22 protein-coding genes and 1 riboswitch are annotated in these 22923 nt (G+C 73.8%); of the genes, 12 read left to right on the forward strand and 10 right to left on the reverse strand.

What is annotated here, in order from left to right; all coding sequences use genetic code 11:
• The first annotated feature begins 16 nt into the window (after positions 1-16).
• Positions 17-214, forward strand: a complete 198-nt coding sequence (locus tag ACZ4D5_RS39770; RefSeq protein WP_467777367.1) for a hypothetical protein — start codon at positions 17-19, stop codon at positions 212-214.
• Here the strand turns inward: ACZ4D5_RS39770 and ACZ4D5_RS39775 are convergent.
• Positions 202-810, reverse strand: coding sequence for a histidine phosphatase family protein (locus tag ACZ4D5_RS39775; protein WP_467777368.1), 609 nt, complete (start codon positions 808-810; stop codon positions 202-204). The two genes, ACZ4D5_RS39770 and ACZ4D5_RS39775, sit on opposite strands and share 13 nt — an antisense overlap.
• Positions 811-900: 90 nt before the next feature.
• Positions 901-4512: a cobaltochelatase subunit CobN gene (gene cobN, locus ACZ4D5_RS39780; RefSeq protein WP_467777369.1), complete on the reverse strand. Its 3612-nt coding sequence runs from the start codon at positions 4510-4512 to the stop codon at positions 901-903.
• Positions 4513-4549: 37 nt separating this feature from the next.
• Positions 4550-4681: riboswitch (cobalamin riboswitch) on the reverse strand.
• Between the two features lie 120 nt (positions 4682-4801).
• Between cobN and ACZ4D5_RS39785 the strand changes: the two genes are divergently transcribed.
• From ACZ4D5_RS39785 to cobJ, 3 genes are all read left to right on the forward strand, one after another.
• Positions 4802-6097 (forward strand): cobalamin biosynthesis protein CobG, encoded by a 1296-nt coding sequence (locus tag ACZ4D5_RS39785; protein ID WP_467777370.1) that lies wholly within the window; start codon positions 4802-4804, stop codon positions 6095-6097.
• Positions 6094-6735 (forward strand): precorrin-8X methylmutase, encoded by a 642-nt coding sequence (locus tag ACZ4D5_RS39790; protein WP_467777371.1) that lies wholly within the window; start codon positions 6094-6096, stop codon positions 6733-6735. The genes ACZ4D5_RS39785 and ACZ4D5_RS39790 overlap by 4 nt, the downstream gene beginning before the upstream one ends.
• Before the next feature lie 62 nt (positions 6736-6797).
• Positions 6798-8261: a precorrin-3B C(17)-methyltransferase gene (cobJ, locus tag ACZ4D5_RS39795; RefSeq protein WP_467777411.1), complete on the forward strand. Its 1464-nt coding sequence runs from the start codon at positions 6798-6800 to the stop codon at positions 8259-8261.
• A gap of 126 nt (positions 8262-8387) precedes the next feature.
• Here the strand turns inward: cobJ and ACZ4D5_RS39800 are convergent, their stop codons facing one another.
• Entirely contained in the window at positions 8388-9134 is a 747-nt protein-coding gene (locus ACZ4D5_RS39800; protein WP_467777372.1) for a cobalt-precorrin-6A reductase, read from the reverse strand.
• A gap of 17 nt (positions 9135-9151) precedes the next feature.
• On the opposite strand from ACZ4D5_RS39800, the gene ACZ4D5_RS39805 reads away from it, so the two are divergent.
• The gene (locus ACZ4D5_RS39805) at positions 9152-10273 is read left to right on the forward strand and encodes a cobalt-precorrin-5B (C(1))-methyltransferase (protein WP_467777373.1); all 1122 of its coding nucleotides are present in this window, start codon (positions 9152-9154) and stop codon (positions 10271-10273) included.
• Between the two features lie 74 nt (positions 10274-10347).
• Here ACZ4D5_RS39805 and cobM read toward each other — a convergent pair whose 3' ends face one another.
• Together cobM and cbiE are read right to left on the reverse strand one after the other, a co-directional pair.
• Entirely contained in the window at positions 10348-11097 is a 750-nt protein-coding gene (gene cobM, locus ACZ4D5_RS39810) for a precorrin-4 C(11)-methyltransferase (protein WP_467777374.1), read from the reverse strand.
• Positions 11094-12353 (reverse strand): precorrin-6y C5,15-methyltransferase (decarboxylating) subunit CbiE, encoded by a 1260-nt coding sequence (gene cbiE / locus ACZ4D5_RS39815; protein ID WP_467777375.1) that lies wholly within the window; start codon positions 12351-12353, stop codon positions 11094-11096. Before cbiE ends, cobM begins: the two co-directional genes overlap by 4 nt.
• 375 nt (positions 12354-12728) lie before the next feature.
• Here cbiE and fes point away from each other — a divergent pair, with 375 nt between their 5' ends.
• Both fes and ACZ4D5_RS39825 read left to right on the forward strand, forming a co-directional pair.
• Entirely contained in the window at positions 12729-14042 is a 1314-nt protein-coding gene (gene fes / locus ACZ4D5_RS39820; RefSeq protein ID WP_467777412.1) for an enterochelin esterase, read from the forward strand.
• A gap of 120 nt (positions 14043-14162) precedes the next feature.
• A complete protein-coding gene (locus ACZ4D5_RS39825) occupies positions 14163-14555 on the forward strand; it encodes a cell division protein SepF (RefSeq protein WP_362341968.1) in 393 nt (130 codons plus the stop codon).
• On the opposite strand, the gene ACZ4D5_RS39830 is transcribed toward ACZ4D5_RS39825, so the two are convergent.
• Both ACZ4D5_RS39830 and ACZ4D5_RS39835 read right to left on the reverse strand, forming a co-directional pair.
• The gene (locus tag ACZ4D5_RS39830; protein WP_467777376.1) at positions 14552-15550 is read right to left on the reverse strand and encodes an ArsR/SmtB family transcription factor; all 999 of its coding nucleotides are present in this window, start codon (positions 15548-15550) and stop codon (positions 14552-14554) included. The genes ACZ4D5_RS39825 and ACZ4D5_RS39830 overlap by 4 nt on opposite strands.
• Positions 15551-15643: 93 nt before the next feature.
• Positions 15644-16042, reverse strand: a complete 399-nt coding sequence (locus ACZ4D5_RS39835) for a peptidase inhibitor family I36 protein (protein WP_467777377.1) — start codon at positions 16040-16042, stop codon at positions 15644-15646.
• Positions 16043-16238: 196 nt separating this feature from the next.
• On the opposite strand from ACZ4D5_RS39835, the gene ACZ4D5_RS39840 reads away from it, so the two are divergent.
• From ACZ4D5_RS39840 to ACZ4D5_RS39855, 4 genes are all read left to right on the forward strand, one after another.
• Positions 16239-16625: a peptidase inhibitor family I36 protein gene (locus tag ACZ4D5_RS39840; protein WP_467777378.1), complete on the forward strand. Its 387-nt coding sequence runs from the start codon at positions 16239-16241 to the stop codon at positions 16623-16625.
• Between the two features lie 167 nt (positions 16626-16792).
• Positions 16793-17974, forward strand: coding sequence for an AAA family ATPase (locus tag ACZ4D5_RS39845; protein WP_467777379.1), 1182 nt, complete (start codon positions 16793-16795; stop codon positions 17972-17974).
• On the forward strand, positions 17971-18306 hold the full coding sequence (locus ACZ4D5_RS39850; protein ID WP_467777380.1) for a nucleotide pyrophosphohydrolase: 336 nt from the start codon (positions 17971-17973) through the stop codon (positions 18304-18306). The genes ACZ4D5_RS39845 and ACZ4D5_RS39850 overlap by 4 nt, the downstream gene beginning before the upstream one ends.
• Before the next feature lie 282 nt (positions 18307-18588).
• Positions 18589-19071: a DUF6099 family protein gene (locus ACZ4D5_RS39855; protein ID WP_467777381.1), complete on the forward strand. Its 483-nt coding sequence runs from the start codon at positions 18589-18591 to the stop codon at positions 19069-19071.
• Positions 19072-19136: 65 nt separating this feature from the next.
• Here the strand turns inward: ACZ4D5_RS39855 and ACZ4D5_RS39860 are convergent, their stop codons facing one another.
• On the reverse strand, positions 19137-19397 hold the full coding sequence (locus tag ACZ4D5_RS39860) for a hypothetical protein (RefSeq protein ID WP_467777382.1): 261 nt from the start codon (positions 19395-19397) through the stop codon (positions 19137-19139).
• Positions 19398-19645: 248 nt separating this feature from the next.
• Here ACZ4D5_RS39860 and ACZ4D5_RS39865 point away from each other — a divergent pair, with 248 nt between their 5' ends.
• On the forward strand, positions 19646-20569 hold the full coding sequence (locus ACZ4D5_RS39865; RefSeq protein ID WP_467777383.1) for an LLM class F420-dependent oxidoreductase: 924 nt from the start codon (positions 19646-19648) through the stop codon (positions 20567-20569).
• A gap of 81 nt (positions 20570-20650) precedes the next feature.
• Here ACZ4D5_RS39865 and ACZ4D5_RS39870 read toward each other — a convergent pair whose 3' ends face one another.
• Both ACZ4D5_RS39870 and ACZ4D5_RS39875 read right to left on the reverse strand, forming a co-directional pair.
• Complete coding sequence (locus tag ACZ4D5_RS39870; protein ID WP_467777384.1) at positions 20651-21970, reverse strand: acyltransferase family protein; 1320 nt, start codon at positions 21968-21970, stop codon at positions 20651-20653.
• A gap of 6 nt (positions 21971-21976) precedes the next feature.
• Positions 21977-22807: an SGNH/GDSL hydrolase family protein gene (locus ACZ4D5_RS39875; protein ID WP_467777385.1), complete on the reverse strand. Its 831-nt coding sequence runs from the start codon at positions 22805-22807 to the stop codon at positions 21977-21979.
• Positions 22808-22923 lie beyond the last annotated feature (116 nt).

A 22923-nucleotide genomic window follows, 5' to 3' on the forward strand; every position in this document is an offset into this window, starting at 1 on the left:
GAAGACAGGTAGTCGCATGCCCTCTCGTCGCGTCCTGGTCGCCTCCGCCGCTCTGCTCGGCGCCCTCGCCCTGTCCCTCGCGGTGACGGCGTCGCCCGCCGCCGCTGCCATGGCCAACCCCGCGCCGTTGCCCGTCACCGAGTCGCTGATCACCGAAGGCGTCACCGTCGAAGGCCCGCTGGTCAACAACTTGACGCTGCCTCAGGTCGTCTGAGCCGGGTCCTCCGGCAGGTGCCGCGTGTCGTTCTGGAAGACGAGGGCGGCGGGGCGGCCCGGGGTGTAGCGGATGAGGGTCAGCGCGGTGTTGGAGTGGTCGAGCCCGATCCAGCGCCACGGCGGTGCGTCCAACGCGTCCCTGACCAGCCAGGCCACCAGGAAGTTGTGGGTGACGACCAGTTCGTGGCGCGGCTCGTCGCCGGGCACCGGGCCCGTGAAGCGCGCCATGGCCTCGCGGACCAGTGTGGGGCCGCCCTCGCGCTCCCGCGCAGGGAACTGCGCCAGGCGTCGCAGCGTGGACTCGGCGATGTCCTGCGGGAGTTCGGCCTCCTGCGGCATGTACGGGATGTAGTCCCCGGCGGGTTCCGAGCGGTGCAGGGGGACGCCGTCGAGCTGCTCGCCGATCAGGCGGGCGGTCTGCTCGGCCCGGGGGAGCGGCCCGTGGTGGACGGCCGACAGCGGTACGCCGCGCAGCCGCTCGCCGAGGAGGACGGCCTGGCGGCGGCCGGCCTCCGTCAGCCCGCTCTCGTCGGCGGTGGCCGCACCGTGGCGGGCGAGGTAGAGGTACCGGGTGGCGGTTGCGGCCGTGGTCATGCGGGCGCCCTTCTCCGTGCTGCGCTGCTGATCTTGCGTACAGCCTGCAGGGACGCCCGCCCGGTCGCCTCGGTTCCGCCGCCCGGCGGCTCAGCCCTCGTCCTCCAGGTCGCCTTCCGTCTCCAGGTACGCCTGGCGCAGCGCTTCGAGCACCGCCGGGTCCGGCTTGGCCCACATGCCGCGCGACTCCGCCTCCAGGAGGCGTTCCGCGATCCCGTGCAGGGCCCAGGGGTTGGCCTCCTGGAGGAACTCGCGGTTGGTCGGGTCCAGGACGTACGTCTCCGTGAGCTTGTCGTACATCCAGTCGGCGACGACGCCCGTCGTGGCGTCGTACCCGAACAAGTAGTCCACGGTGGCGGCGAGTTCGAAGGCGCCCTTGTAGCCGTGGCGGCGCATCGCCTCGATCCACTTGGGGTTGACGACGCGGGCCCGGAAGACGCGCGAGGTCTCCTCGACCAGCGTGCGGGTGCGGACCGTCTCGGGGCGCGTCGAGTCGCCGATGTACGCCTCCGGGGCGGTGCCCCGCAGCGCGCGCACGGTGGCCACCATGCCGCCGTGGTACTGGAAGTAGTCGTCCGAGTCCGCGATGTCGTGCTCGCGGGTGTCCGTGTTCTTGGCGGCCACCGCGATGCGCTTGTACGCCGTCTCCATCTCGGTGCGGGCCGGGCGGCCCTCCAGACCGCGGCCGTACGCGTACCCGCCCCACACCGTGTAGACCTCGGCGAGGTCCGCGTCGGTGCGCCAGTCGCGGGAGTCGATGAGCTGGAGCAGACCCGCGCCGTACGTCCCGGGGCGGGAGCCGAAGATGCGGGTGGTGGCCCGGCGTTCGTCCCCGTGCTCGGCCAGGTCGGCCTGGGTGTGGGCGCGTACGTAGTTGTGGTCCGCGGGCTCGTCCAGCGAGGCGGCGAGCCGCACCGCGTCGTCGAGCAGGCCGATCGTGTGCGGGAACGCGTCGCGGAAGAAGCCCGAGATGCGCAGCGTCACGTCGATGCGGGGGCGGCCCAACTCCTCGTACGGGATGGCCTCCAGGCCGGTCACCCGGCGTGACGCGTCGTCCCAGACGGGGCGGACGCCGAGCAGGGCCATGGCCTCCGCGACGTCGTCGCCCGCGGTGCGCATCGCGCTGGTGCCCCACAGCGAGAGGCCCACGGAGGTGGGGTACTCGCCGTTGTCGGACCTGTACCGCTCGATGAGGGAGTCGGCCAGGGCCTGGCCCGTCTCCCACGCGAGGCGGGAGGGGACGGCCTTCGGGTCGACCGAGTAGAAGTTGCGGCCGGTCGGCAGGACGTTGACCAGGCCGCGCAGCGGGGAGCCGCTGGGGCCTGCCGGGACGAAGCCGCCGTTCAGGGCGTGCACGGCGTGGTCGAGCTCGGCGGTGGTGGCCGCGAGGCGCGGCACGACCTCGCGGGCGGCGAACTCCAGGACGGCGGCGACCTGTTCGCTCTGGTCGGCGGGGATCGCGGAGAGGTCCCAGCCCGCGTCGTCCATCAGCTGGACCAGGGCACGGGCCTTCTCCTCGGCCTCGTCCGCGCTGGTGCGCGTGGCCGCCGACTCGTCCAGGCCGAGGGCCTCCCGCAGACCGGGCAGGGCGGTGGTGCCGCCCCAGATCTGGCGGGCCCGCAGGATCGCGAGGACGAGGTTGACGCGGTCGGTGTCCTTGGGGGCCTGGCCGAGGACGTGCAGGCCGTCGCGGATCTGGGCGTCCTTGATCTCGCAGAGCCAGCCGTCGACGTGCAGCAGGAAGTCGTCGAAGCCGTCGTCGTCCGGGCGGTCCTCGAGGCCCAGGTCGTGGTCGAGCTTCGCGGCCTGGATGAGCGTCCAGATCTGCGCGCGGATCGCCGGCAGCTTCGCCGGGTCCATGGAGCTGATCTGGGCGTACTCGTCGAGGAGTTGCTCCAGGCGCGCGATGTCTCCGTAGGAGTCGGCGCGCGCCATCGGCGGCACCAGGTGGTCGATGAGCGTGGCGTGCACGCGGCGCTTGGCCTGGGTGCCCTCGCCCGGGTCGTTGACCAGGAAGGGGTAGACGAGGGGGAGGTCGCCGAGCGCGGCGTCCGGGCCGCAGGCGGCCGACAGGCCCGCGTTCTTGCCCGGCAGCCACTCCAGGTTGCCGTGCTTGCCGAGGTGGATCATCGCGTCGGCGCCGAAGCCGCCGTCCGCCGCGGACGCCGCGATCCAGCGGTAGGCCGCCAAGTAGTGGTGCGAGGGCGGCAGATCGGGGTCGTGGTAGATCGCGATCGGGTTCTCGCCGAAGCCGCGCGGCGGCTGGATGAGGATCAGGAGGTTCCCGCGGCGCAGGGCGGCGAGCACGATGTCGCCCTCCGGGTCGCCGCCGTCGCCCACCCGGGACTTGTCGAGGAACATCTCGCCGGGCGGCGGGCCCCAGTGCCGCTCGACGGACTCGCGCAGCTCCTCGGGGAGCGTCGCGTACCAGCGCTTGTAGTCGGCGGCGGGGATGCGCACCGGGTTGGCGGCGAGCTGCTCCTCGGTCAGCCAGTCCTGGTCGTGGCCGCCCGCGTCGATCAGCGCGCGGATCAGCTCGTCGCCGTCGCCGGAGACGAGACCGGGAATCTCCTCGGTGGCCCCGAAGTCGTAGCCCTCGCCGATGAGCCTGCGCAGGAGTGCCACGGCGGAGGCGGGGGTGTCCAGGCCCACCGCGTTGCCGATGCGGGAGTGCTTGGTCGGGTAGGCGGACAGGACGAGCGCGAGGCGCTTGTCGGCGGCCGGGATGTGCTTGAGGCGTGCGTGGCGCACGGCGATTCCGGCGACCCGGGCCGCGCGCTCGGCGTCGGCGACGTACGCGGGAAGGCCGTCCTCGTCGATCTCCTTGAAGGAGAAGGGGACGGTGATGAGGCGCCCGTCGAACTCCGGCACGGCGATCTGGCTCGCGGCGTCCAGCGGCGAGACGCCCTCGTCGTTCTCCTCCCAGGCCGAGCGCGACCCGGTCAGGCAGAGCGCCTGCAGGATCGGCACGTCCAGGGCGGTCAGCGCGCCCGCGTCCCACGACTCGTCGTCACCGCCCGCGGAGGCCTCGGCCGGCTTGGTGCCGCCGGCCGCGAGGACCGTGGTCACGATGGCGTCGGCGGCGCGCAGCTCCTCGATCAGCTCGGGCTCGGGGGCGCGCAGCGAGGCCACGTACAGCGGCAGGGGCCGGGCGCCCGCGTCCTCGATCGCGCCGCACAGGGCGTCCACGAACGCGGTGTTGCCGCTCATGTGGTGGGCGCGGTAGTAGAGCACCGCCACGGTCGGGCCGTCCGTGCCGTCGGCGCGGGCGGCACGCTCCAGCGGGCCCCAGGAGGGGGCGGCCGCGGGCGGCTCGAAGCCGTGGCCGGTGAGCAGCACGGTGTCGGAGAGGAAGCGGGCCAGCTGCTCCAGGTTGGCGGGGCCGCCGTGCGCGAGGTAGGCGTGCGCCTCGGCGGCGATGCCGACGGGCACGGTCGAGGAGGCCATCAGCTGGGCGTCGGGCGCCTGTTCACCGGTGAGCACGACGACCGGGAGGCCGCTCGCGGTGAGCTGGTCGAGGCCGTCCTGCCAGGCGCGGACGCCGCCCAGGAGGCGTACGACGACGAGGTCGACGCCGTCGAGCAGCGCGGGCAGCTCGTCGAGGGCCAGGCGGGAGGGGTTGGCGAACCGGTAGTCGACCGGGCCTCCCGCCGCGCGGGCGCTGAGCAGGTCGGTGTCGGAGGTCGACAGCAGCAGAAGCATGCGGGCGCAGGCCTTCCTCGGGGTGTCCGCGCCCCGGGTGGTCGTATGGACGGCAGGAGTTCCTGGCTCACCCCACGTCGGTGGGGCTCACAGTGGCGGGACCGCGCCGGATTCGCACCGGGCTTCCTCCTTCGGGTCCTGGTGGACCCACGCCGTCGCTGGCGTCGACGGACCTGGCGGTCCGCCGCCTGCATAGTAAGTCCTGCCCGCGGTCGGCGGTGCGGCCACCTGCCAGGACGGCCCGTCTCGGGAGGCGACCGGCCGGATCCGCGTGGGTATGCTCGCCGCCATGCCGCCCACCCGAGCAACATCCCCAAAACAGGGCGAACCTCCCATACGTGACCGGGGTGACGCCTGCCCCGGAGCCCTGCGCCTGCACCGTGCCGACGACGGCCGCCTCGCCCGACTCCGCCTGCCCGGCGGTCTTCTGACGTCCCGTCAGGCCGAGGTCCTGGCCACTGCCGCGGAGCGTCTGGCGGACGGCGGCCTCAGCATCACCTCGCGCGGCAACATCGAGCTGCGCGGCCTCGGCGAGAGCTGCGGCGGCGACCTCTCCGCGCTGCTCTCGGGGGCGGGCCTGCTCCCCTCCGAACGGCACGAACGCGTCCGCAACGTGGTGGCGTCACCGCTGGCGGGAATCGACCGACTCGGCCATGGCGACGTGCAGTTGTGGGCCCGTGAGCTGGACGGACTCCTGTGCTCCGAGGAGTGGACCGCGGAGCTCTCGGGGCGCTTCCTGTTCGCCCTGGACGACGGGCGCGGGGACGTCGTCGGGCTCGGCGGCGATGTGACCTTGATCGCAGAATCGGGTGGCACCGCGGTCGTCCGCATCGGGGGACTGGCGTTCCGGGTCGCCGCGGCCGACGCCCCCCGCGCCGCGCTCACCGCCGCGGGCGCCTTCCTCGCCGCCGCGACCGCCGCGGGCAACGGCGCCTGGCGGGCGTGGGAGCTGCCCCGCGAACAGCGCGTGGACCTCGCCGGAGCACTGGAGCGCGCGGGCATCGACGCCGAGCGCGCCGAGCCGTGGTCCGTCAGCCGTAGCGCCCCGCAGGTGCCCGGAGTCGTCGGCGACGCCGTCGTCGTCCACGCCCCCCTCGGCCGCGTCACCGCCGCCCAGTGGCGGGCGCTCCTGCCGCTGCCCGCCGACGAACTGCGCGTCACGCCGTGGCGCGGCTTCGTCGTCCCCGGCTTCGCCGACGAGGCCGCGGCCCGCGAGCGCCTCGCCGTACTCGCCGACGCCGGGCACATCACCGACGCCGACTCGCCCTGGCTGGGCGTCGGCGCCTGCACGGGGCGCCCCGGCTGCGCCAAGTCCCTCTCCGACGTCCGTGCCGACGCCGTCCCCGGCCTCGGCGGCCTGCCCGTCCACTGGTCCGGCTGCGAACGGCGCTGCGGGCACCCGTGGGGCGACTGGGTCGACGTCCTCGCCACCGGCGACGGGAGTTACGAGGTGACGGTGCGCAGGGCCGGCGAGGACCGGGCGCCCGTCACCGGCGGCACTCTGACCGAGCAGGTCACCACGGCACGTACCACCACAAAACCGACGGCACCGACGGCACCGACGGCAACAACGGCCACGAGATGAGCGAGAGCACTGTGTTCGACTACGAGAAGGACGGCGCGGCCATCTACCGCGAGTCCTTTGCCACCATCCGCGCGGAGGCGGACCTCGGCGGCCTGCCCGCCGACGTCAGCCAGGTCGCGGTGCGGATGATCCACGCCTGCGGGATGGTCGACCTCGTGCGCGACCTCGCCTACAGCCCGCGCGTGATCGCCGACGCCCGCAAGGCGCTGCGCGACGGCGCGCCGATCCTGTGCGACGCGAACATGGTCGCGAGCGGCGTCACGCGCAAGCGGCTGCCCGCCGACAACGACGTGATCTGCACGCTCGCCGACCCGTCCGTGCCCGACCTCGCGCAGCGCATGGGCACCACCCGCAGCGCCGCCGCCCTCGAACTGTGGCGCGACCGCCTCGAAGGCTCCGTCGTCGCCATCGGCAACGCGCCCACCGCACTCTTCCGCCTCCTGGAGATGATCGAGGAGGGCGCGCCGCGTCCGGCCGCCGTCCTCGGCATCCCGGTCGGCTTCGTCGGCGCCGCCGAGTCCAAGGACGCGCTCGCCGAGCACGCCTCCGGCCTGGAGTACCTGGTCGTACGGGGACGTCGCGGCGGCAGCGCGATGGCCGCGGCGGCGATCAACGCGATTGCGAGCGAGGCGGAGTGAACACCGAGAACACCCGGGGGAAGCTGTACGGGGTCGGGCTCGGCCCCGGCGACCCGTCCCTGATGACCGTCCGCGCCGTGGAGACCATCGCCGCCGCCGACGTGGTCGCGTACCACTCCGCCCGGCACGGCCGCTCCATCGCCCGCTCGATCGCGGCCGCGCACATCCGCGCCGACCACATCGAGGAGCCGCTGGTCTACCCCGTCACGACGGAGGGCACCGACCACCCCGGCGGCTACCGCGGCGCCCTCGACGACTTCTACGAGGAGGCCGCGGCGCGCCTGGCAGCCCACCTCGACGCGGGCCGCACGGTCGCCGTCCTCGCCGAGGGCGACCCGCTCTTCTACGGCTCCTACCAGCACATGCACAAGCGGCTCGCGCACCGGTACGCGACCGAGGTGATCCCCGGGGTGACCTCGGTGAGCGCGGCGGCGGCCCGGCTCGGCGAGCCCCTGGTGGAGGCCGAGGAGGTGCTCACGATCCTGCCGGGCACGCTCCCCGAGGAGGAGCTTGCCGCACGCCTCGCGGCCACGGACTCCGCGGTCGTCATGAAGCTCGGCCGCACCTTCGGCAAGGTCCGCGGCGCCCTGGAGCGCGCGGGCCGTCTGGAGGAGGCCCGGTACGTCGAGCGCGCCACCATGCAGGGCGAGCGCACCGGCCAACTGGCCGACGTGGACCCGGAGTCGGTGCCGTACTTCTCCGTGGCGGTGCTGCCGAGCCGAGTGGCCCCGCTGACGGGCGGCCCCGCGCCCGGGCCTTCGGCGGAACCGGAGCGCGGCGAGGTCGTCGTGGTCGGCACCGGTCCCGCGGGCCCGCTCTGGCTGACCCCCGAGACGCGCGGCGCCCTCGCCGCGGCCGACGACCTGGTCGGCTACACCACGTACGTCGACCGTGTGCCGCACCGCCCCGGCCAGCAGCGGCACGGCTCCGACAACCGCGTGGAGTCCGAACGTGCCGAGTTCGCCCTGCAGTTGGCGCGGCGGGGCCGTCGCGTCGCCGTCGTCTCCGGCGGCGACCCGGGCGTCTTCGCGATGGCCACGGCCGTCCTGGAGGTCGCCTCCCAGGAGGAGTACGCGGAGGTGCCGGTGCGGGTGCTGCCGGGGGTGACCGCGGCGAACGCGGCGGCGGCCCGTGCGGGGGCGCCGCTCGGCCACGACTACGTGACGCTCTCCCTCTCCGACCGCCTCAAGCCGTGGGAGGTCATCGCCGAACGCCTGGCCGCGGCGGCCGCCGCGGACCTGGTCATCGCCATCTACAACCCCGGCTCGCGCAGCCGGACCTGGCAGGTCGGCAAGGCGAGGGAGCTCCTGCTGGAGCACCGGGCGCCGGACACGCCGGTGGTGCTCGGCCGGGACGTCGGCGGTCCGGAGGAGTCCGTACGCATCGTGCGGCTCGGCGACCTCGACCCCGCCGACGTCGACATGCGCACGCTGCTGATCGTGGGATCTTCGCAGACGCGTGTGTCGCGGCGGCGCGGGGGCGGGGAGCGGGTCGTCTGGACGCCGCGGCGGTATCCGGAGGGGTGACTCTCTTGTGGGTCGCCTGCGGGTGAGCTGTGGCTGAGCGCGCAGTTCCCCGCGCCCCTGACGGGGCGCGAGCCCCTGCTTTCAGGGGCGCGGGGAACTGCGCGACCAGCCGCAAACGGCCCGCACTCAGCCGCGCAGCGCACGCACCCAGGCAACCGCTTCCTCCGGCGTGGCGACGTCGGCGACCCCCTCCGGCCCGGAGGGCCGCCGAACCACCACCACAGGAACCCCCGCCTCGCGCGCGGCGACAAGCTTCGGCGCGGTGGCCGAACCCCCGCTGTCCTTGGTCACCACGACGTCGATCCGATGCCGCCGCAGCAGCTCCCTCTCCCCGTCGAGGGCGAAAGGCCCTCGATCGAGCAGCACCTCCATGTGCGGAGGGCACGGCGGCTCGGGTGCGTCGACCGAACGGACGAGGAACCAGAGACCAGCCGGTTCGGGTCCGGAGAACGCGGCGAGACCCATCCGCCCGGTGGTGAGGAACACGCGCCGCCCCAGCCCAGGAAGCACCCGTGCCGCCATGTCCAGGGAATCGACCTCGTGCCAGTCGTCCCCCTCCGAGGCGACCCAGCCGGGCCGCCGCAGCGCGAGCAGGGGAACATGGGCGAGCGCGGCGGCCTTCGCCGCGTTGAACGAGATCGTCCCGGCGAAAGGATGGGTGGCGTCGATGAGCGCGTCCACGCGGTGCTCCCGCAGCCACGCGGCCAGCCCCTCGGCCTCGCCGAAGCCGCCGACGCGCACCTCGCCCGGCGGCAGCCGGGGCGCCGCGACCCGTCCCGCGAGGGAGCTGGTCACCCGCACCCCCGCCTCGTCCGCGAGGAGCTCCGCCAGACGGCGGCCCTCGGTCGTTCCCCCCAGAATCAGTACGTGCACGGAGTTCGGTTTCCTTCATGAGTGAGGCAGCTAAGGCCAAGGGCGGGCGCAGCGCCCAACTCAAGCACACCGGTCTGCGGCCCGGCTGGACGACCGGTGCCTGTGCGACGGCCGCCACCACGGCCGCGTACACGGCGCTGCTGACCGGCGACTTCCCCGACCCGGTGACCATCACGCTGCCCAGGGGCCAGACGCCGGCGTTCGCCGTCGCCGCCGAGGAGCTCACCGCCTCGTACGCCATGGCGGGCGTGGTCAAGGACGCGGGCGACGACCCGGACGTCACGCACGGCGCGCTGGTCAGGGCCACGGTGCGGCGGCTGCCGCCGGGCTCGGGCGTCGTCTTCAAGGCGGGCCCCGGCGTGGGCACGATCACGCGCCCCGGCCTGCCCCTGGACGTCGGCGAGCCCGCGGTCAACCCCGTGCCGCGGCAGATGATGCGGGACCACGTGGCGCTGGTGGCCGAGCGCGCGGGCGTCGCGCCGGACGTCGAGATCACGATCTCCGTCGACCACGGCGAGGAGATCGCCCGCTCCACCTGGAACCCGCGCCTCGGCATCCTCGGCGGCCTGTCGATCCTCGGCACGACCGGCATCGTCGTGCCCTACTCCTGCTCGGCGTGGATCGACTCGATCCGGCGCGGCGTGGACGTGGCGCGGGCGGCCGGGCGCACGCACGTCGCCGGGTGCACGGGCTCGACCTCGGAGAAGACGGTCGTCGCCGAGTACGACCTGCCCGAGGACGCCCTGCTCGACATGGGCGACTTCGCGGGCGCGGTCCTCAAGTACGTACGCCGTCACCCCGTCGACCGCCTCACCATCTGCGGCGGCTTCGCCAAACTCTCGAAGCTGGCGGCGGGCCACCTGGACCTGCACTCGGCCCGCTCCCAGGTGGACAAGGGGTTCCTGGCGGAACTGGCCCGAGCGGGCGGCGCGGACGCATCCCTGACGACGCAGGTGGCGTCCGCGAACACGGGGTTGGAGGCCTTGCGGCTCTGCGAGGCGGCGGGCGTCCCGCTGGGCGACTTGGTGGCGACGAGGGCGAGGGACGAGGCGCTGGCGGTGCTGCGGGGTGCCCCGGTGGCGGTGGAAGTCATCTGCATCGACAGAGCGGGAACCGTGGTGGGACGAAGCGCCCCTTAGGGGCGCGGGGCTGTGACATGTGCGGCTCCGCCGCGTGGGCGCGACAAGCCACGGCACACCCGCACCCGAAGAACTCAGCAGACGTGCCGATCCCGCTCCGCCGAGTACAGATGACTGTCACGGAACTGCTCGGCGCCAAGAGTCCTGCCAACCATGATCACCGCGGTCCGCACGATCCCCGCCGCCTTCACCTGCCCGGCGATGTCCTCCAAGGTTCCCCGGAGAATCACCTCGTCGGGCCGACTGGCGAGCGCGACAACGGCGGCCGGGCACTCGGCCCCGTAATGAGGCAGCAACTCCTCGACGACCCGGTCGACATACCCCGCAGCAAGATGCAGCACGAGCAACGCCCCACTGCGCCCCAGCGTGGCGAGATCCTCGCCCTCAGGCATCGCCGTGGCCCGCTGCGCGATCCGCGTGAGGATCACGGTCTGCCCGACGGTCGGCACCGTCAGCTCCCGCTTCAGCGCGGCCGCGGCCGCCGCGAACGCCGGGACACCCGGGACCACTTCGTACGGTACGCCCGCCGCGTCGAGCCGCCGCATCTGCTCGGCAACGGCGCTGAACACGGACGGGTCGCCCGAGTGCAGCCGCGCCACGTCGAGCCCCTGCTCGTGCGCGCGCACCAACTCGGCGGTGATCTCGTCGAGGTTGAGCTGCGCGGTGTCCACCAGCCGTGCCCCCTCCGGGCATTCGGCGAGCAGTTCGCGCGGCACCAGGCTGCCCGCGTACAGGCAGACCTGGCAGGCGGCGAGCGTGCGCGCGCCGCGCACCGTGATCAGGTCGGCGGCGCCGGGCCCCGCGCCGATGAAGTACACGGTCATCGTTCTTGATCTCCTTGTGCCGCACGCTTGGTGACGGACCATTGGGTGACCGGCATGGCCTGTCGCCAGCCGGTGAAGCCGCCCACGGGGACGGCCTGCGCGACCGCGAGCCGGACCAGTTCGCCGCCGTGGCGCCGGTACCGGTCGGTGAGCAGCGCCTCGGACTCCAGCGTCACGGTGTTGGCGACGAGGCGGCCGCCGGCGGGCAGGGCCTCCCAGCAGGCGTCGAGGAGCCCCGGCGCGGTGAGGCCGCCGCCGATGAACACGGCGTCCGGCGTGGGGAGTCCGGCGAGCGCGGCGGGCGCCGCGCCGGTGACGACGCGCAGCCCCGGCACACCGAGCCGCTCGGCGTTGCGGGTGATCCGCTCGGCCCGCACGGGGTTCTTCTCGACGGTGACGGCACGGCACGCCGGGTGCGCCCGCAGCCACTCCACGGCGATCGACCCGGAGCCGCCGCCCACGTCCCACAGCAGTTCGCCGGGCTCGGGCGCGAGGGCGGCGAGCGTGGCGGCGCGGACGTGGCGCTTGGTGAGCTGCCCGTCGCTCTCGTACGCGGCGTCGGGCAGCCCCGGCACGGCGCCGAGCCGCAGGGCGTCGGGGGAGCGGCGGCACTCGACCGCGACGACGTTCAGGGGATCGCCGGGGGCGTGCGACCAGGCGTCGGCGACATCCTCGTACGACGACTCGTGCGGGGAACCCAGCTGTTCCAGGACGCGCAGCCGGCTCGGCCCGAAGCCGCGGTCGCGCAGCAGGGCGGCGACCTCGCCGGGCGTGGCCGCGTTCGCGCTGAGGACGAGGAGGCGGCGCCCGTCGTGCAGCGCGGCGGCGAGCCGGGCGGCGGGTCGGCCGACCAGCGTGACGACCTCGGTGTCCTCGACGGGCCAGCCCAGGCGCGCGCACGCGAGGGAGACGGACGACGGGTGCGGCAGGACGTGCAGCGCGGCGGCGCCGAGCTCCTCGCTCAGGGCGCGCCCGATCCCGTAGAACATGGGGTCGCCGCTGGCGAGGACGGTGACGCGGCGCCCCGCGTGGGCGGCGAGCAGGCCGGGCACGGCGGGCCGCAGCGGCGAGGGCCAGGCGACGCGCTCGCCCGCGCAGGCGTCGGCGGGCAGCAGGTCCAGCTGGCGCGGGCCGCCGATGAGCACGTCGGCTTCGGCGAGCGCCGTGCGCGAGGCGGCGGGGAGCCCGTCCCAGCCGTCGGCCCCGATCCCGACGACGGTGACGGCCGGTATGCCTGCGGGGGGTGCGGGGGTCACTGCTGGTACCTGACCTCGGGATTCGGGAAGGGGTGCGCAGCCGCACTCTACTGGTGACCGGGACGGGGGCCCTTGTCGAGGCGCCGGGGCCCTTGCCGGGGGAGGGCAGACCCAGAGGTGGTTAGCTTAGGCTAAGCTAAGTTGATATTGGCGTGCCGGGTGCGCGACGACCTCCCCCGCCGCACCCGGCGCGCCAGAAATCCCGAGCGACAGGAAGGGACGGCAACCATGCGCACCGGACCGAACGCCACGGGGCGTGTGGGGCCACGCTCCGCGCGATCCGCCGCACGGCCTCTCGCGCGAGGCGGCGCGCGAGGCGAGCCCGCCCCGGCCCCTCGCCCCGCCGCCCCGGCCCCTCGCCCCGCCGCCCCGGCCGTGCCCCGCGCCTCCAGCCCCGCCCTCCGCGCCCTCGCCTCCCGCGTATCCGAAACCGCCGAGTCCCAACTGCCCGCTCTCCTCGACGACTTCTGGCGCGACGTCGAACGGCGCGGCGGCGCCCCGCTGATCGAGGAGGTCGACGGCGACCCCGCGTCCCGGGCCGTCACCTTCCTGTGGCGCGGGCACCGGGCGACCCGGCAGGTGCTGCTGCTCGTCAACTGCCTCGCCGACCGTGAGTACCTGGCCGACGCCCTCCTCGCCCCGCTGCCCGGCACCGACGTGTGGCACCTCACCTACCGCCTCGGCTCCGACCACCGCGGCTCGTACCGCATCGCCGCCGACCTCTCGCCCGGTGACGTGCCGGCCTCCCCCGAGGCCCAGCAGCTCCGGCTGCGCGCCCTGTCGCCGTACGCGACCCGCGACCCGCTCAACCCCCGGCGCATGGAGTCCTGTTGGGGCCTCCCGGACAGCTCCGTCTTCGCCCTGCCCGACGCGCCCGCGCAGCCCTGGGCCGAGCGGCGCGACGGCATCCCGCGCGGCCGCGTCGAGCGGCACCGCCTGCCCGCGGGCGCGCTCGGCGAGGAGCGGAACGTGTGGGCGTACCTGCCGCCGGGCGGTCCGCGGCCCGAGAGCCCCGTGGTCGTCCTGTGCGACGGCGACACCTGGTTCGGCCCGCTTGCGTTCCAGGACACCCTGGACGCCCTCGTCGCCGACGGCGCCGTGCCCCCGCCCGTCGTCCTCGCCCCCGACGCGGTCGACCTCACCACCCGCTGGCGTGACCTCACTTGTCGCGACGAGTTCGTCGGGTTCCTCGCCGACGAGCTCCTGCCCTGGGCGGCCGGGCGCTGGCCCCTGACCGCCGACCCCGCCCGCACCGTCGTCGCGGGCCAGAGCCTCGGCGGGCTCACCGCCCTGTACGCGGCCCTGCTCAGGCCCGAGCGGTTCGGCGTCGTCCTCGCCCAGTCCGCCTCGCTGTGGTGGCGCCCCGGACTGCCGCCCGGCGTACCGGAGTCGGTGCCCGACGGCACGACGCCCTGGCTCGCCGAACGCTTCGCCGACGGGGCGCGGCGCCCCGCCCTCCGCGTCCACCTCGACGTCGGGCTCCGCGAGGGTGTGATGGTCGACCACAGCCGGCTCATGTACGAGACCCTGGCCGCGCACGGCCACGCGGTGACCCGCACCGAGTACAACGGCGGTCACGACTACGCCTGCTGGCGCGGCGGCCTCGCCGACGGCCTGGTGAAGGTGGCGAACCTCACGGAGCCGAACACCGGGAAGCAGGGGCATCCTGGTGCTCTCGAAGTGACGTGAACACCCCGAACCGGCCAGTCGTCGAGGTCGGCCTCCGTGTCGCTGTTGGGCTGAACGGGTGACTTGGCGTAAGAATTGCCCGGTGCAGAAAACAAGGACGAGCCAGGACGGGGTGGGTCAGTGAGTAGCAGTCAGCGCCACGACGTCACCGACGAACAGTGGGAAGGGCTCGCCCAGGTCGTACCGCTGCGCAGCCGCAACGAATGGCCTTCCTGGCCCGGACACCGCGCGCTGCCCGACGCGGAGACGGAGACGCGCCGCCGCTTCGTGGTGATGCGGGTCAACGTCTTCGCGGACGCCCGCGAGGTCGCCGAGACCGTCATGGCGCAGATCCCGGTCCTGCTCGACCTGACCGGCGCCGAGACCGAAGTGGCCAAGCGCGTCCTGGACTTCAGCAGCGGCGTGGTCCTCGGTCTCAACTGCGGCATGCACCGGGTCGACAAGAACGTCTTCCTCCTCGCGCCGCCCGGCACGGAGGTCCAGGGTCTGGTGGAGGCGGTCGCGCAGCCCTAGCCGGGCTGCCGGGCGCGCAGGGCGGTGCCCAGTGCCGTACGCGTGTGCAGCACATGGGCGCCGTGCCGTTCACTGACGATCAGGCCCGCGTTGCGCAGGGTCGTGGCGTGGCGGCTGGCCGTCGCGGGCGAGACGCGCAGCAGCCGCGCGAGCCCGCCCGTGGTGCGGCTGGTGTCGAGACCGCGAAGGAGCGCCGCCCTGGTGCGGCCGAGCAGTTCGTCCAGCGCAGGCGCCGGCCGCTCGCGGTCCGCCGCGGTGGGAATCCACAGCGGGGCGCGGGGGACGGGATAGACCAGGACGGGCGGGAGCTCGCAGAGCGCGAGCGTGATCGGGTGGTTGTGGCAGAAGAAGCTGGGGATGATCGTCAGCCCCCGCCCGGCGAGGTACAGGTCCCGCTCGACGGGATAGTCGGCTTCGAGCACCGGCGCCCGCCAGCGGCTGGTGGGGCCGAGCCCCGAGAGGAGAGCCTCGCTGCCGTGCTCGGTCAGCGACTGCGCCCGCAGGTGGCGCTCGTCGTGGAAGGCGGTGGCGGACACCGGCTGGTGCGGCCCCACCGCGGCGGCGTGGTAGCGGCGCAGGGCTGAGCCGAGCCGCCCCAGCGCCCCCGAGCGCCCCGCGGAGAGGTCGCCGAGCCAGGCGGGCGGACGGACGCCGTCGGCGGCGAGCCGGGCGATGTCGTCACGGAGCCTGCCGCGGCCGGTGGAGAGGACCATGTCGATGCCCGCCTCGACGCACGGGACGCCGCCGCCCGGGTGGGGCGGGGTCAGGAAGTCGGGGGAGTAGGAGCTGGGCGGGGCCAGGGTGGTGAGCATCCGGGTGTCGGCGCCCAGCTCGGCCCGGGCGAGCGCCCCGCGGGTGAGCCGCCGCCACGGCTGGAAGAACGGATCCGGTCTGACGAGCTGGTGCAGGCTCAGGACCGTCTCCCACAGCGGGTCCGGCCGGCAGGCCAGCCGGACCCTGCCGAGATCCTCGGCGGTGAAGTGGATGCGCAGCATGCTTGCCCCCCGGTGCTGTTGCCGGCGGAGCTCAGCATGCCCGAGCCGGACGGGGCGGTGAAGGCGGCTCGGCGGGCAGGACGGGGCTCTGGTTCAGCACCAGTTGACGAAATGGTGCGACAGGTAGTTGATGCCCGCGTCGGGGCCGGTGTTCCCGTACCACTCGTTCCTCAGGTACTTGGGGAAGCCGGGAGTCTTGACGTAGTGGGTCCTCTCGTAGAGAACGACGCACCGGCCGGTGGCGTTCTGCACCGACCTCACGTTGGTGCTCTTGGCCCAGCTGCACGAGATGTTGTCCCCCTCCTTGCTCGTCCAGTCGTCGTCGCGCCCGCCCCACGTGCACTTCTTGCCCGTCCGGTCGAAGCCGGTCCACGCGCAGAAGCTCGCGTACGCGCAGGAGTCGGCGGCGGCGGTGTCCGCCGAGAAACCGATCATGCCCGCGGCCAGCACGGTGAGCGTGGCGGTGCTCGCGCCCAGCTTCCTCAATCCCATGACGTCCCCCTCGAATCGCTTGAACGCCACGCCACTTGGCGTGTGCCGTCGACCGGTCAGTCTGCGGGGGGACCGGTCGGCCCAGAAGCTTTTGCACCAGGGCGCAATTGCTCCGGCCCGGCGCGGCGCGCGTGCCAGCCTGACGGCAGGAAGCAACCGCGCTCGGCATCGGAGGACCATGAGGACCATGAGGACCATGAGGATCGGTGTAGGCAGGAAGACGGGCCTCCTCGCGACGGTTCTGGTCGCGACCGCCATGGGCGTGGCGATCGCGCCGCCGGCGGCCGCGGATCGGTCCCAGTGCCCCCGCGAATACGTCTGCGTGTGGAACAACCGGGGCTTCCAGGGGGAGCCGACGTGGAAGTCGAAGGGGAACCTGTACAACCTGAAGGTGCCCCAGGGGATGTCGATCATGAACAACGGCAGGCACGATCCGGGGGCGGACCACATCCGCTACCACCTCGACGTCGGCAGCGGGGGTGACCTCCACGGCTGCCTGCACTACCCGCCGGATTCCCCGTACTTCGAGATCAGTCAGCTCCCGGGCACCGTGACCTCCGTGACATGGGGCGGCGAATGCTGAGGTGACGGCTCGGCGCGGCAGGGGCGGATCCGGTCGGCGCAGCGGAGGCGGACCCGCCTAGTGCATCGAGGGAGTGGCCGGGGCCTGTTCGCGGGGAATCGCTCGATCGTAGGAAGGTCGGTTCGGCGGAACGGTTCGCCGGAGGCGTGGCCGCCTACCTTCCGATCATGACGGTGCATTCCCCGGTGTCGGTCGCGGAGCCACCGGCGGGCCAGGGCCGCCCGCAGGTCACCGAACTGCGCCTGTCCGCCTTCGCGGGGCACCGGGGCACGGTGCTCCCGCTGGGGCCGCTGACCCTGGTCACCGGGCCCAGCGGCAGCGGCAAGTCCAGCGCCCTGCGGGCGTACGAGGCGCTGGCGCGGCTCAGCGCGGGGGCGGAGCTGACCGACGTCTTCGCGGATCCCCTGGCATGCGTGCCCGAACGCGCCCGCGCCGACGGCCAGCGGCGGCGCGGCTTCCGCATCGGCTGCACGGTCGACGGGCCCGCCGGAACCGTCCGGCTCGACCTCGCCGTGCAGGCCGAACCCGAACTGCGCGTCGTGGGCGAGCGGCTGGCCCGCGGCGACCTCGTCCTGCTGGAGACGGCACTGCGCGACCCCGGCCGCCGCATGGTCCAGGCGGCCTGGCACACCGCGGGCTCGGCGCCCGTGACACGCGCCCCGATGCCGGACGACCGGCTCGGCACGGCGCTGGTGCCGCTGCGGGTGGCGGGCAAGACCGACGGGCAGCGCCTGGTGCTCGCGGCGGCGGAGCAGGTCGTGGTCGCGCTGCGCTCGGCGTTCCCCTGCGACCCGCGGCCCAGCCGGATGCGGGCGCCGGTGCCCGCGGGGCTGATAGCGGCGGGGCAGGACGGCGCGGGTCGCCTCCTGAGCGGCTGCGACAACCTCGCCGAAGTCCTGTGGCGTACGCAGGCGGAGTGCGCGGGACGCCACGCGCTGCTCGTCTCCGCGGTGCGCGACGGCTGCGCGGGGCCGGTCGTCGACCTGTTCGCCGAGGAGGCGGAGGACGGCGCGGTGCACGCCTTCATCGACCGCGGTGGCGGCGTGCGCACCCCGCTCGGGCGGCTCGGGGACGGCGAGTTGAGGTACGTGGCCCTGGCCCTCGTGCTCCTCACCGGGCCCGGCGTGCTCGCCGTCGACCCGGTGGCGGAGGTGCCCGCGGCGTACCAGACCCTGACGGTCGTCGCCGACGGCCTCGACCGCCGCCTGGACGCGCGCCAGGCGCGGGCCATCGGGGACCTCGCGGCGCGCACCTGCGGGCGCGGGCACATCCGCGTGGTGGGGGCGGTGGGGGACGCGTCCTGGGCGGCCGACGCCGCGGGCGCCTCGGTGGTAGACCTGGAGCCGTGACGGAACGACTTGATGTGGCGGGACTGCAGCGCAGGCTGGCGGAGTTCGCGGCCGCGCGCGACTGGGAGCAGTACCACACCCCGAAGAACCTGGCCGCCGCGCTGAGCGTGGAGGCGTCGGAACTGGTGGAGATCTTCCAGTGGTTGACGCCGGAGGAGTCGGCGCGGGTGATGAGGGAGCCGGGCACCGCCCACCGCGTGACGGACGAGGTCGCCGATGTCCTCGCCTATCTGCTGCAGTTCTGCGAGGTCCTGGGCATCGACGCGCTGGCCGCCCTCGCCGCGAAGATCGACAGGAACGAGCGGCGGTTTCCGGTGCCGGAAGGGCCGTGAGGGGGCCTGAGGGGACCCGGGAGAACTTGAGGGACCGGCCGGCCCTGGGCCGGCCGGACTCTTCCGCTCCTTGCCCGCGCAGTCCCATTTGCCCTGCCGGAAGGCTTTGTTCCGGTACCTTCGTCACTCTTCGTAGTGAATGGCTTGGCCAAACTCGATTGCCTGTCCACAGATTTCCGGCTTCCCCTGGCTTTTCGCCCGGATGGGTATCACTCTGGGTAGTGGACAAGGGAGTTCGGGCGATCGTGCGGCGAGGGCGCGCGGGATGGAGGGGGGCCGGCAATGAACGCGATGCGGCTCATCGAAGCGAACCGCCGCGCTCTGGCGCGGAGTCAGGACCCGGCGGACGTGGTCACCGAGGTGTGGCAGTCCCAGGCGCTCGCCCAGGCCATCGGCAGCCGTCTCGCGGTCACGGGCCCTCCCGAGTTACGGGGCGAGGCGCTGGGCCTGAGTGAAGTCGGGGGAAGAGCCTGCGGGGTGCTTGACGCCCCGCGCCTGGGGACCGAGGACATACGGGCCGCGCGGCTGACGGAGACGGGTGACGCCCAAGAGGTCCTGCTCGGCCTTGGCAGGCTCCTCGGCGAGGTCGCCATCGCCCTGGTCAGCGTCGCCATGGGCGCCGAGGAGGAGGGGGTGTACTGGCAGTGCATGGAAGCGATCGACGCCGCCGACGAGTCGAGGGACCGGGTCATCGAGATGCTGCGCAGACTCGCGGTGCGGGAGCAGGGCCTGCCTGCTCCCGACTCGGCGGCGGGGCCGTCATGAGGCGGCTCCGTGGCGACCCCGCCGAGGGGCAGGGTCGCGGAGGCCCCGGGGAAGAGCCGGTGCCGTCAGAAGCGGCCGGGCTCGTCGCCGCTCTGCGGACGGGCGCCCGCGGACGTGGCGCCGGGAGAAGCGGAAGACACAGGGGACGTGGGCGTGACGCCGGGGGACGTGGACTGCTGCAGATCGGCGTCGAGCTGGGTCAGATCCGCGTTGAGCGCTGCCATCAGCTCCTCCATCTGCTGCAGCAGGCCCTTGGGTGCGCCCTGCTGCGCGGGCACGGGCGAATCGTGCGCGGCCTCCTGCTCGGGCACGGCTTCCTGGGACATGACGGCCTCCTCGGCCCTCGCCCTCCCGGTGGGGGAAGGCAGTTGATGCAGGCGACGCACCGGCAGGGGCCGCCGGCGCGGGTGCCGGGCGGTCCGGCTCCGCCCGAGCCAACGATCTCCGGACGGGCGGGGTCACTGGGGCGGGCCCGCACCGGTCGCCGTGTTGACGGATTTTCACCCGACCGGGGTGGCGGGGGATCGGCGGGACCGGTGGGGTTGACGGGCGTTCGAGCGTGCAGGATGGCGACATGGATCTTCGAATCTTCACCGAGCCCCAGCAAGGGGCCACCTACGACACTCTGCTCACCGTCGCCAAGGCCACCGAGGACCTGGGCTTCGACGCCTTCTTCCGCTCCGACCACTACCTCCGCATGGGTTCCTCCGATGGTCTGCCGGGTCCCACGGACGCGTGGATCACCCTGGCCGGCCTCGCGCGCGAGACCAAGCGGATCAGGCTCGGCACTCTCATGACCGCCGGCACCTTCCGGCTCCCCGGCGTCCTCGCGATCCAGGTCGCGCAGGTCGACCAGATGTCGGGCGGCCGTGTCGAACTGGGCCTGGGCGCGGGCTGGTTCGAGGACGAGCACAAGGCGTACGGCATCCCCTTCCCCAAGGAGAAGTTCGCCCGCCTCGAGGAGCAGCTGGAGATCGTCACCGGCCTGTGGTCGACGGAGGTCGGCAAGACCTTCAGCCACGACGGCAAGCACTACCAGCTCACCGATTCCCCGGCCCTGCCCAAGCCCGCGCAGGCCAAGGTGCCGGTGCTGATCGGTGGCCACGGCGCGACGCGCACGCCGCGCCTGGCCGCGCAGTTCGCCGACGAGTTCAACATCCCCTTCGCCTCGGTGGAGGACAGCGAGCGGCAGTTCGGCCGGGTCCGCGCGGCCGCCGAGCAGGCCGGGCGCAAGGGCGGGGACCTGGTGTACTCCAACGCCCTGGTGGCCTGCGTCGGCAAGGACGACGCGGAGGTCGCCCGGCGCGCGGCCGCCATCGGCCGCGAGGTGGACGAGCTCAAGGCCAACGGCCTCGCGGGCTCGCCCGCCGAGGTCGTCGACAAGATCGGGAGGTACGAGGCGATCGGAGCGAGCCGTATTTACCTGCAGTTCCTGGACCTGGCCGACCTCGACCACCTGGAGCTCATCTCCTCGCAGGTGCAGTCGCAGCTGTCGTAGCTCTCCCAGCCCCGACGGCGGGCGGACGGCCCACTGACGTGGCCGCCGGGCTCACCCCTCCGGTGCCCGGCGGCCACCCCCCTACTTCTCGGCGGGAGGCCGGGCGCCGTCGGAGGTCAGCTGGGTGATGTCCACCGACCCCTGCCCGGTGCGGGGTTCGGGGACGGCCGCCCACAGGGCGAGGAGGGCCGTGAAGGCGGCGACCAGGGCGAAGGCCCCGGCGCGGCCCTTCGCCCAGCGGGCGCGGAACCGTATCGGATCCTCCACCAGGACCTTCGAGAGCCAGGCCGCGGCGAAGGAGACGGCGACGACCACGGCGGTGCGGGGCCACCCGGTCAGGCCGATGCGCTCCTCGTCGAGGAGGACGAAGACCGGCCAGTGCCAGAGGTAGAGGCTGTACGAGACGAGGCCGGTCCGGCGCAGCGGGGCGCTGCCGAGCACCCGGCCGACCGGGCTGCTCGGGGTCCGCGCGAGGCAGGCGATGAGCAGGGCCGCGGCCAGCGCGTGCAGGAACAGGCCGCCCTGGAACAGGGACGGGGACTTCTGCCCGTCGGACAGCGCCCAGTACGCACCGATCGCGCAGGCCAGGAGCAGACAGATCCGGCCCGTCGTCCGCTCGCTCAGGCGGGACAGGATCCCGGTGGCCGGCGGCGTGGCCATGAGCGCGCCGAGGAGCAGCGAGAAGGCGCGGGTGTCCGTGCCCTCGTAGACGCGCGTGGTGTCGGCGGACGCGGGCGCGGCGAGGGCGACCATGAGTCCCAGGGAGGCGAGTGCTCCGGCTCCGGCGACGAGGGCGACGCGCGTACCGGCTCGTGTGGTAGGGACACCGGACGTCCCGCCGCGGAATCCCGACGTCCCGCCGCGGGCGCCGGTCTTCGTGCCGAGGGTCGCCAGGCACAGGACGACCGGTGGCCACACCAGATAGAACTGCTCCTCCACGGCGATGCTCCACAGGTGGCTGAACACCCGGGTGTCGGAACCGTTCCAGTAGCCGAGTCGGTCGCCGATGAAGTGCCAGTTGGCGAGGTTCGACACGACCCACGGGGTGTCGTCGAGCGCGAAGCGCAGCAGTTGCGGCGGCCCGAACACCCACACCAGGAGCAGCGTTCCCGCGACGGCGGTCGCCAGGGCGGGCAGCAGGCGGCGGGCCCGGCGGCCCCAGAAGGCGACCAGGTCGATCCGGCCCGTGCCCGCCGCCTCCTTGAGCAGCAGGCCGGTGATCAGGTACCCGGACAGGACGAAGAAGAGGTCGACGCCGAGGAAGCCGCCGCCGAAGTGCCCGGCGTGGAAGAAGAGCACGCCGAGCACGGCGACGCCGCGCAGCCCGTCCAGCGGAGCGATGTGCCCGCGGCGGACGGGCGGCGTGGCCCGTGAGGCGGGCACGGCACGTGTGACGGTCATCGTCGGCTACTTGCAGCCGAGCGGGCCGTAGACCTTGTCGCCGGTCCACGGTCCGGTGGCCCACTGGTCGGCGGGGGCGGGCGTGAAGGCGTACAGCTTGCCGAGCTCCGAGGTGAGCCACTGGGCGAACGCCGCCGAGCCCTGCTGGCAGGAGTGGATGCCGTCCTTGCTGCGCTGTGCCTTCTTCGCGGAGCCGTCGGTGCCCCACAGGGCGGAGGCGTCGAGGAAGTGGACCTTGTCGGGGTGCTTGGCCGCCACGTCCTTCGCGGACTTCGGGGCGGTCCTGATCTGTGCCTCGTGGGGCTTGTAGAAGTCGTCGATCTTGAAGGGCGGCGCGGAGACGAGGACGAGTTCGGCGCCGGCGTCGTTGACGGTCTTGGCGAGGCGTTCGTAGTCCGTGCGCTGCTCGGCCGGGGTGCCCCAGTCGTAGGTGGTGATCTGGTAGGCGACGACGTCCGGCGCGGCCGACTTCAGCTTCTTCGGGAGCTCGTCCCAGGTGGGCTTGGCGATCTCGCCGATGACGCCGCCGCCGCCCGCCGCGGCCATGGACGTGAAGGACGTCCCGCCGGCCTTCAGCGCGGCGCCGAGGGCCGGGGCCTCGGCCTCGCCGATGGAGTCGCCCATCCAGAGGAGCTTGGGCAGCTTCGCGTTGGTCTGCTCGTCCTTCCCGCCGTTCTCGCTCTTCGCGTGGTCGTCGGAGGAGACGGAGGACGTGCCGCCGCCCGATCCGGCACAGGCGGTGAGGGCGACGAGGCCCGCCGCGGCGAGGAGGGCGAGCGCGGCGGGGCGGCGGAGGGCGCGCCGGGGGCGGCGCGAGGAGGTGTCTTCGTGGTTCATGCCCTCCAGCAGAACCCCTGGAAGCCGCAGCCGGGAGGGCTGTCATCGGTTGCTCACAGAGCGGGGGAGAGCCCGTCACGCGGCGCGCGCGTGACGGTCATCCCGGTGCCGGAAGG

This window comes from Streptomyces sp. NPDC025651 (genome assembly GCF_055558735.1).

Bases quoted from the DNA above. Each gene is read 5' to 3' on its own strand.
- ACZ4D5_RS39770 (WP_467777367.1), top strand. From the start codon at position 17: ATGCCCTCTCGTCGCGTCCTGGTCGCCTCCGCCGCTCTGCTCGGCGCC.
- ACZ4D5_RS39775 (WP_467777368.1), bottom strand. From the start codon at position 810: ATGACCACGGCCGCAACCGCCACCCGGTACCTCTACCTCGCCCGCCAC.
- cobN (WP_467777369.1), bottom strand. From the start codon at position 4,512: ATGCTTCTGCTGCTGTCGACCTCCGACACCGACCTGCTCAGCGCCCGC.
- ACZ4D5_RS39785 (WP_467777370.1), top strand. From the start codon at position 4,802: ATGCCGCCCACCCGAGCAACATCCCCAAAACAGGGCGAACCTCCCATA.
- ACZ4D5_RS39790 (WP_467777371.1), top strand. From the start codon at position 6,094: ATGAGCGAGAGCACTGTGTTCGACTACGAGAAGGACGGCGCGGCCATC.
- cobJ (WP_467777411.1), top strand. From the start codon at position 6,798: ATGACCGTCCGCGCCGTGGAGACCATCGCCGCCGCCGACGTGGTCGCG.
- ACZ4D5_RS39805 (WP_467777373.1), top strand. From the start codon at position 9,152: ATGAGTGAGGCAGCTAAGGCCAAGGGCGGGCGCAGCGCCCAACTCAAG.
- cobM (WP_467777374.1), bottom strand. From the start codon at position 11,097: ATGACCGTGTACTTCATCGGCGCGGGGCCCGGCGCCGCCGACCTGATC.
- ACZ4D5_RS39830 (WP_467777376.1), bottom strand. From the start codon at position 15,550: ATGCTGCGCATCCACTTCACCGCCGAGGATCTCGGCAGGGTCCGGCTG.
- ACZ4D5_RS39835 (WP_467777377.1), bottom strand. From the start codon at position 16,042: ATGGGATTGAGGAAGCTGGGCGCGAGCACCGCCACGCTCACCGTGCTG.
- ACZ4D5_RS39840 (WP_467777378.1), top strand. From the start codon at position 16,239: ATGAGGATCGGTGTAGGCAGGAAGACGGGCCTCCTCGCGACGGTTCTG.
- ACZ4D5_RS39845 (WP_467777379.1), top strand. From the start codon at position 16,793: ATGACGGTGCATTCCCCGGTGTCGGTCGCGGAGCCACCGGCGGGCCAG.
- ACZ4D5_RS39855 (WP_467777381.1), top strand. From the start codon at position 18,589: ATGAACGCGATGCGGCTCATCGAAGCGAACCGCCGCGCTCTGGCGCGG.
- ACZ4D5_RS39860 (WP_467777382.1), bottom strand. From the start codon at position 19,397: ATGTCCCAGGAAGCCGTGCCCGAGCAGGAGGCCGCGCACGATTCGCCC.
- ACZ4D5_RS39865 (WP_467777383.1), top strand. From the start codon at position 19,646: ATGGATCTTCGAATCTTCACCGAGCCCCAGCAAGGGGCCACCTACGAC.
- ACZ4D5_RS39870 (WP_467777384.1), bottom strand. From the start codon at position 21,970: ATGACCGTCACACGTGCCGTGCCCGCCTCACGGGCCACGCCGCCCGTC.
- ACZ4D5_RS39875 (WP_467777385.1), bottom strand. From the start codon at position 22,807: ATGAACCACGAAGACACCTCCTCGCGCCGCCCCCGGCGCGCCCTCCGC.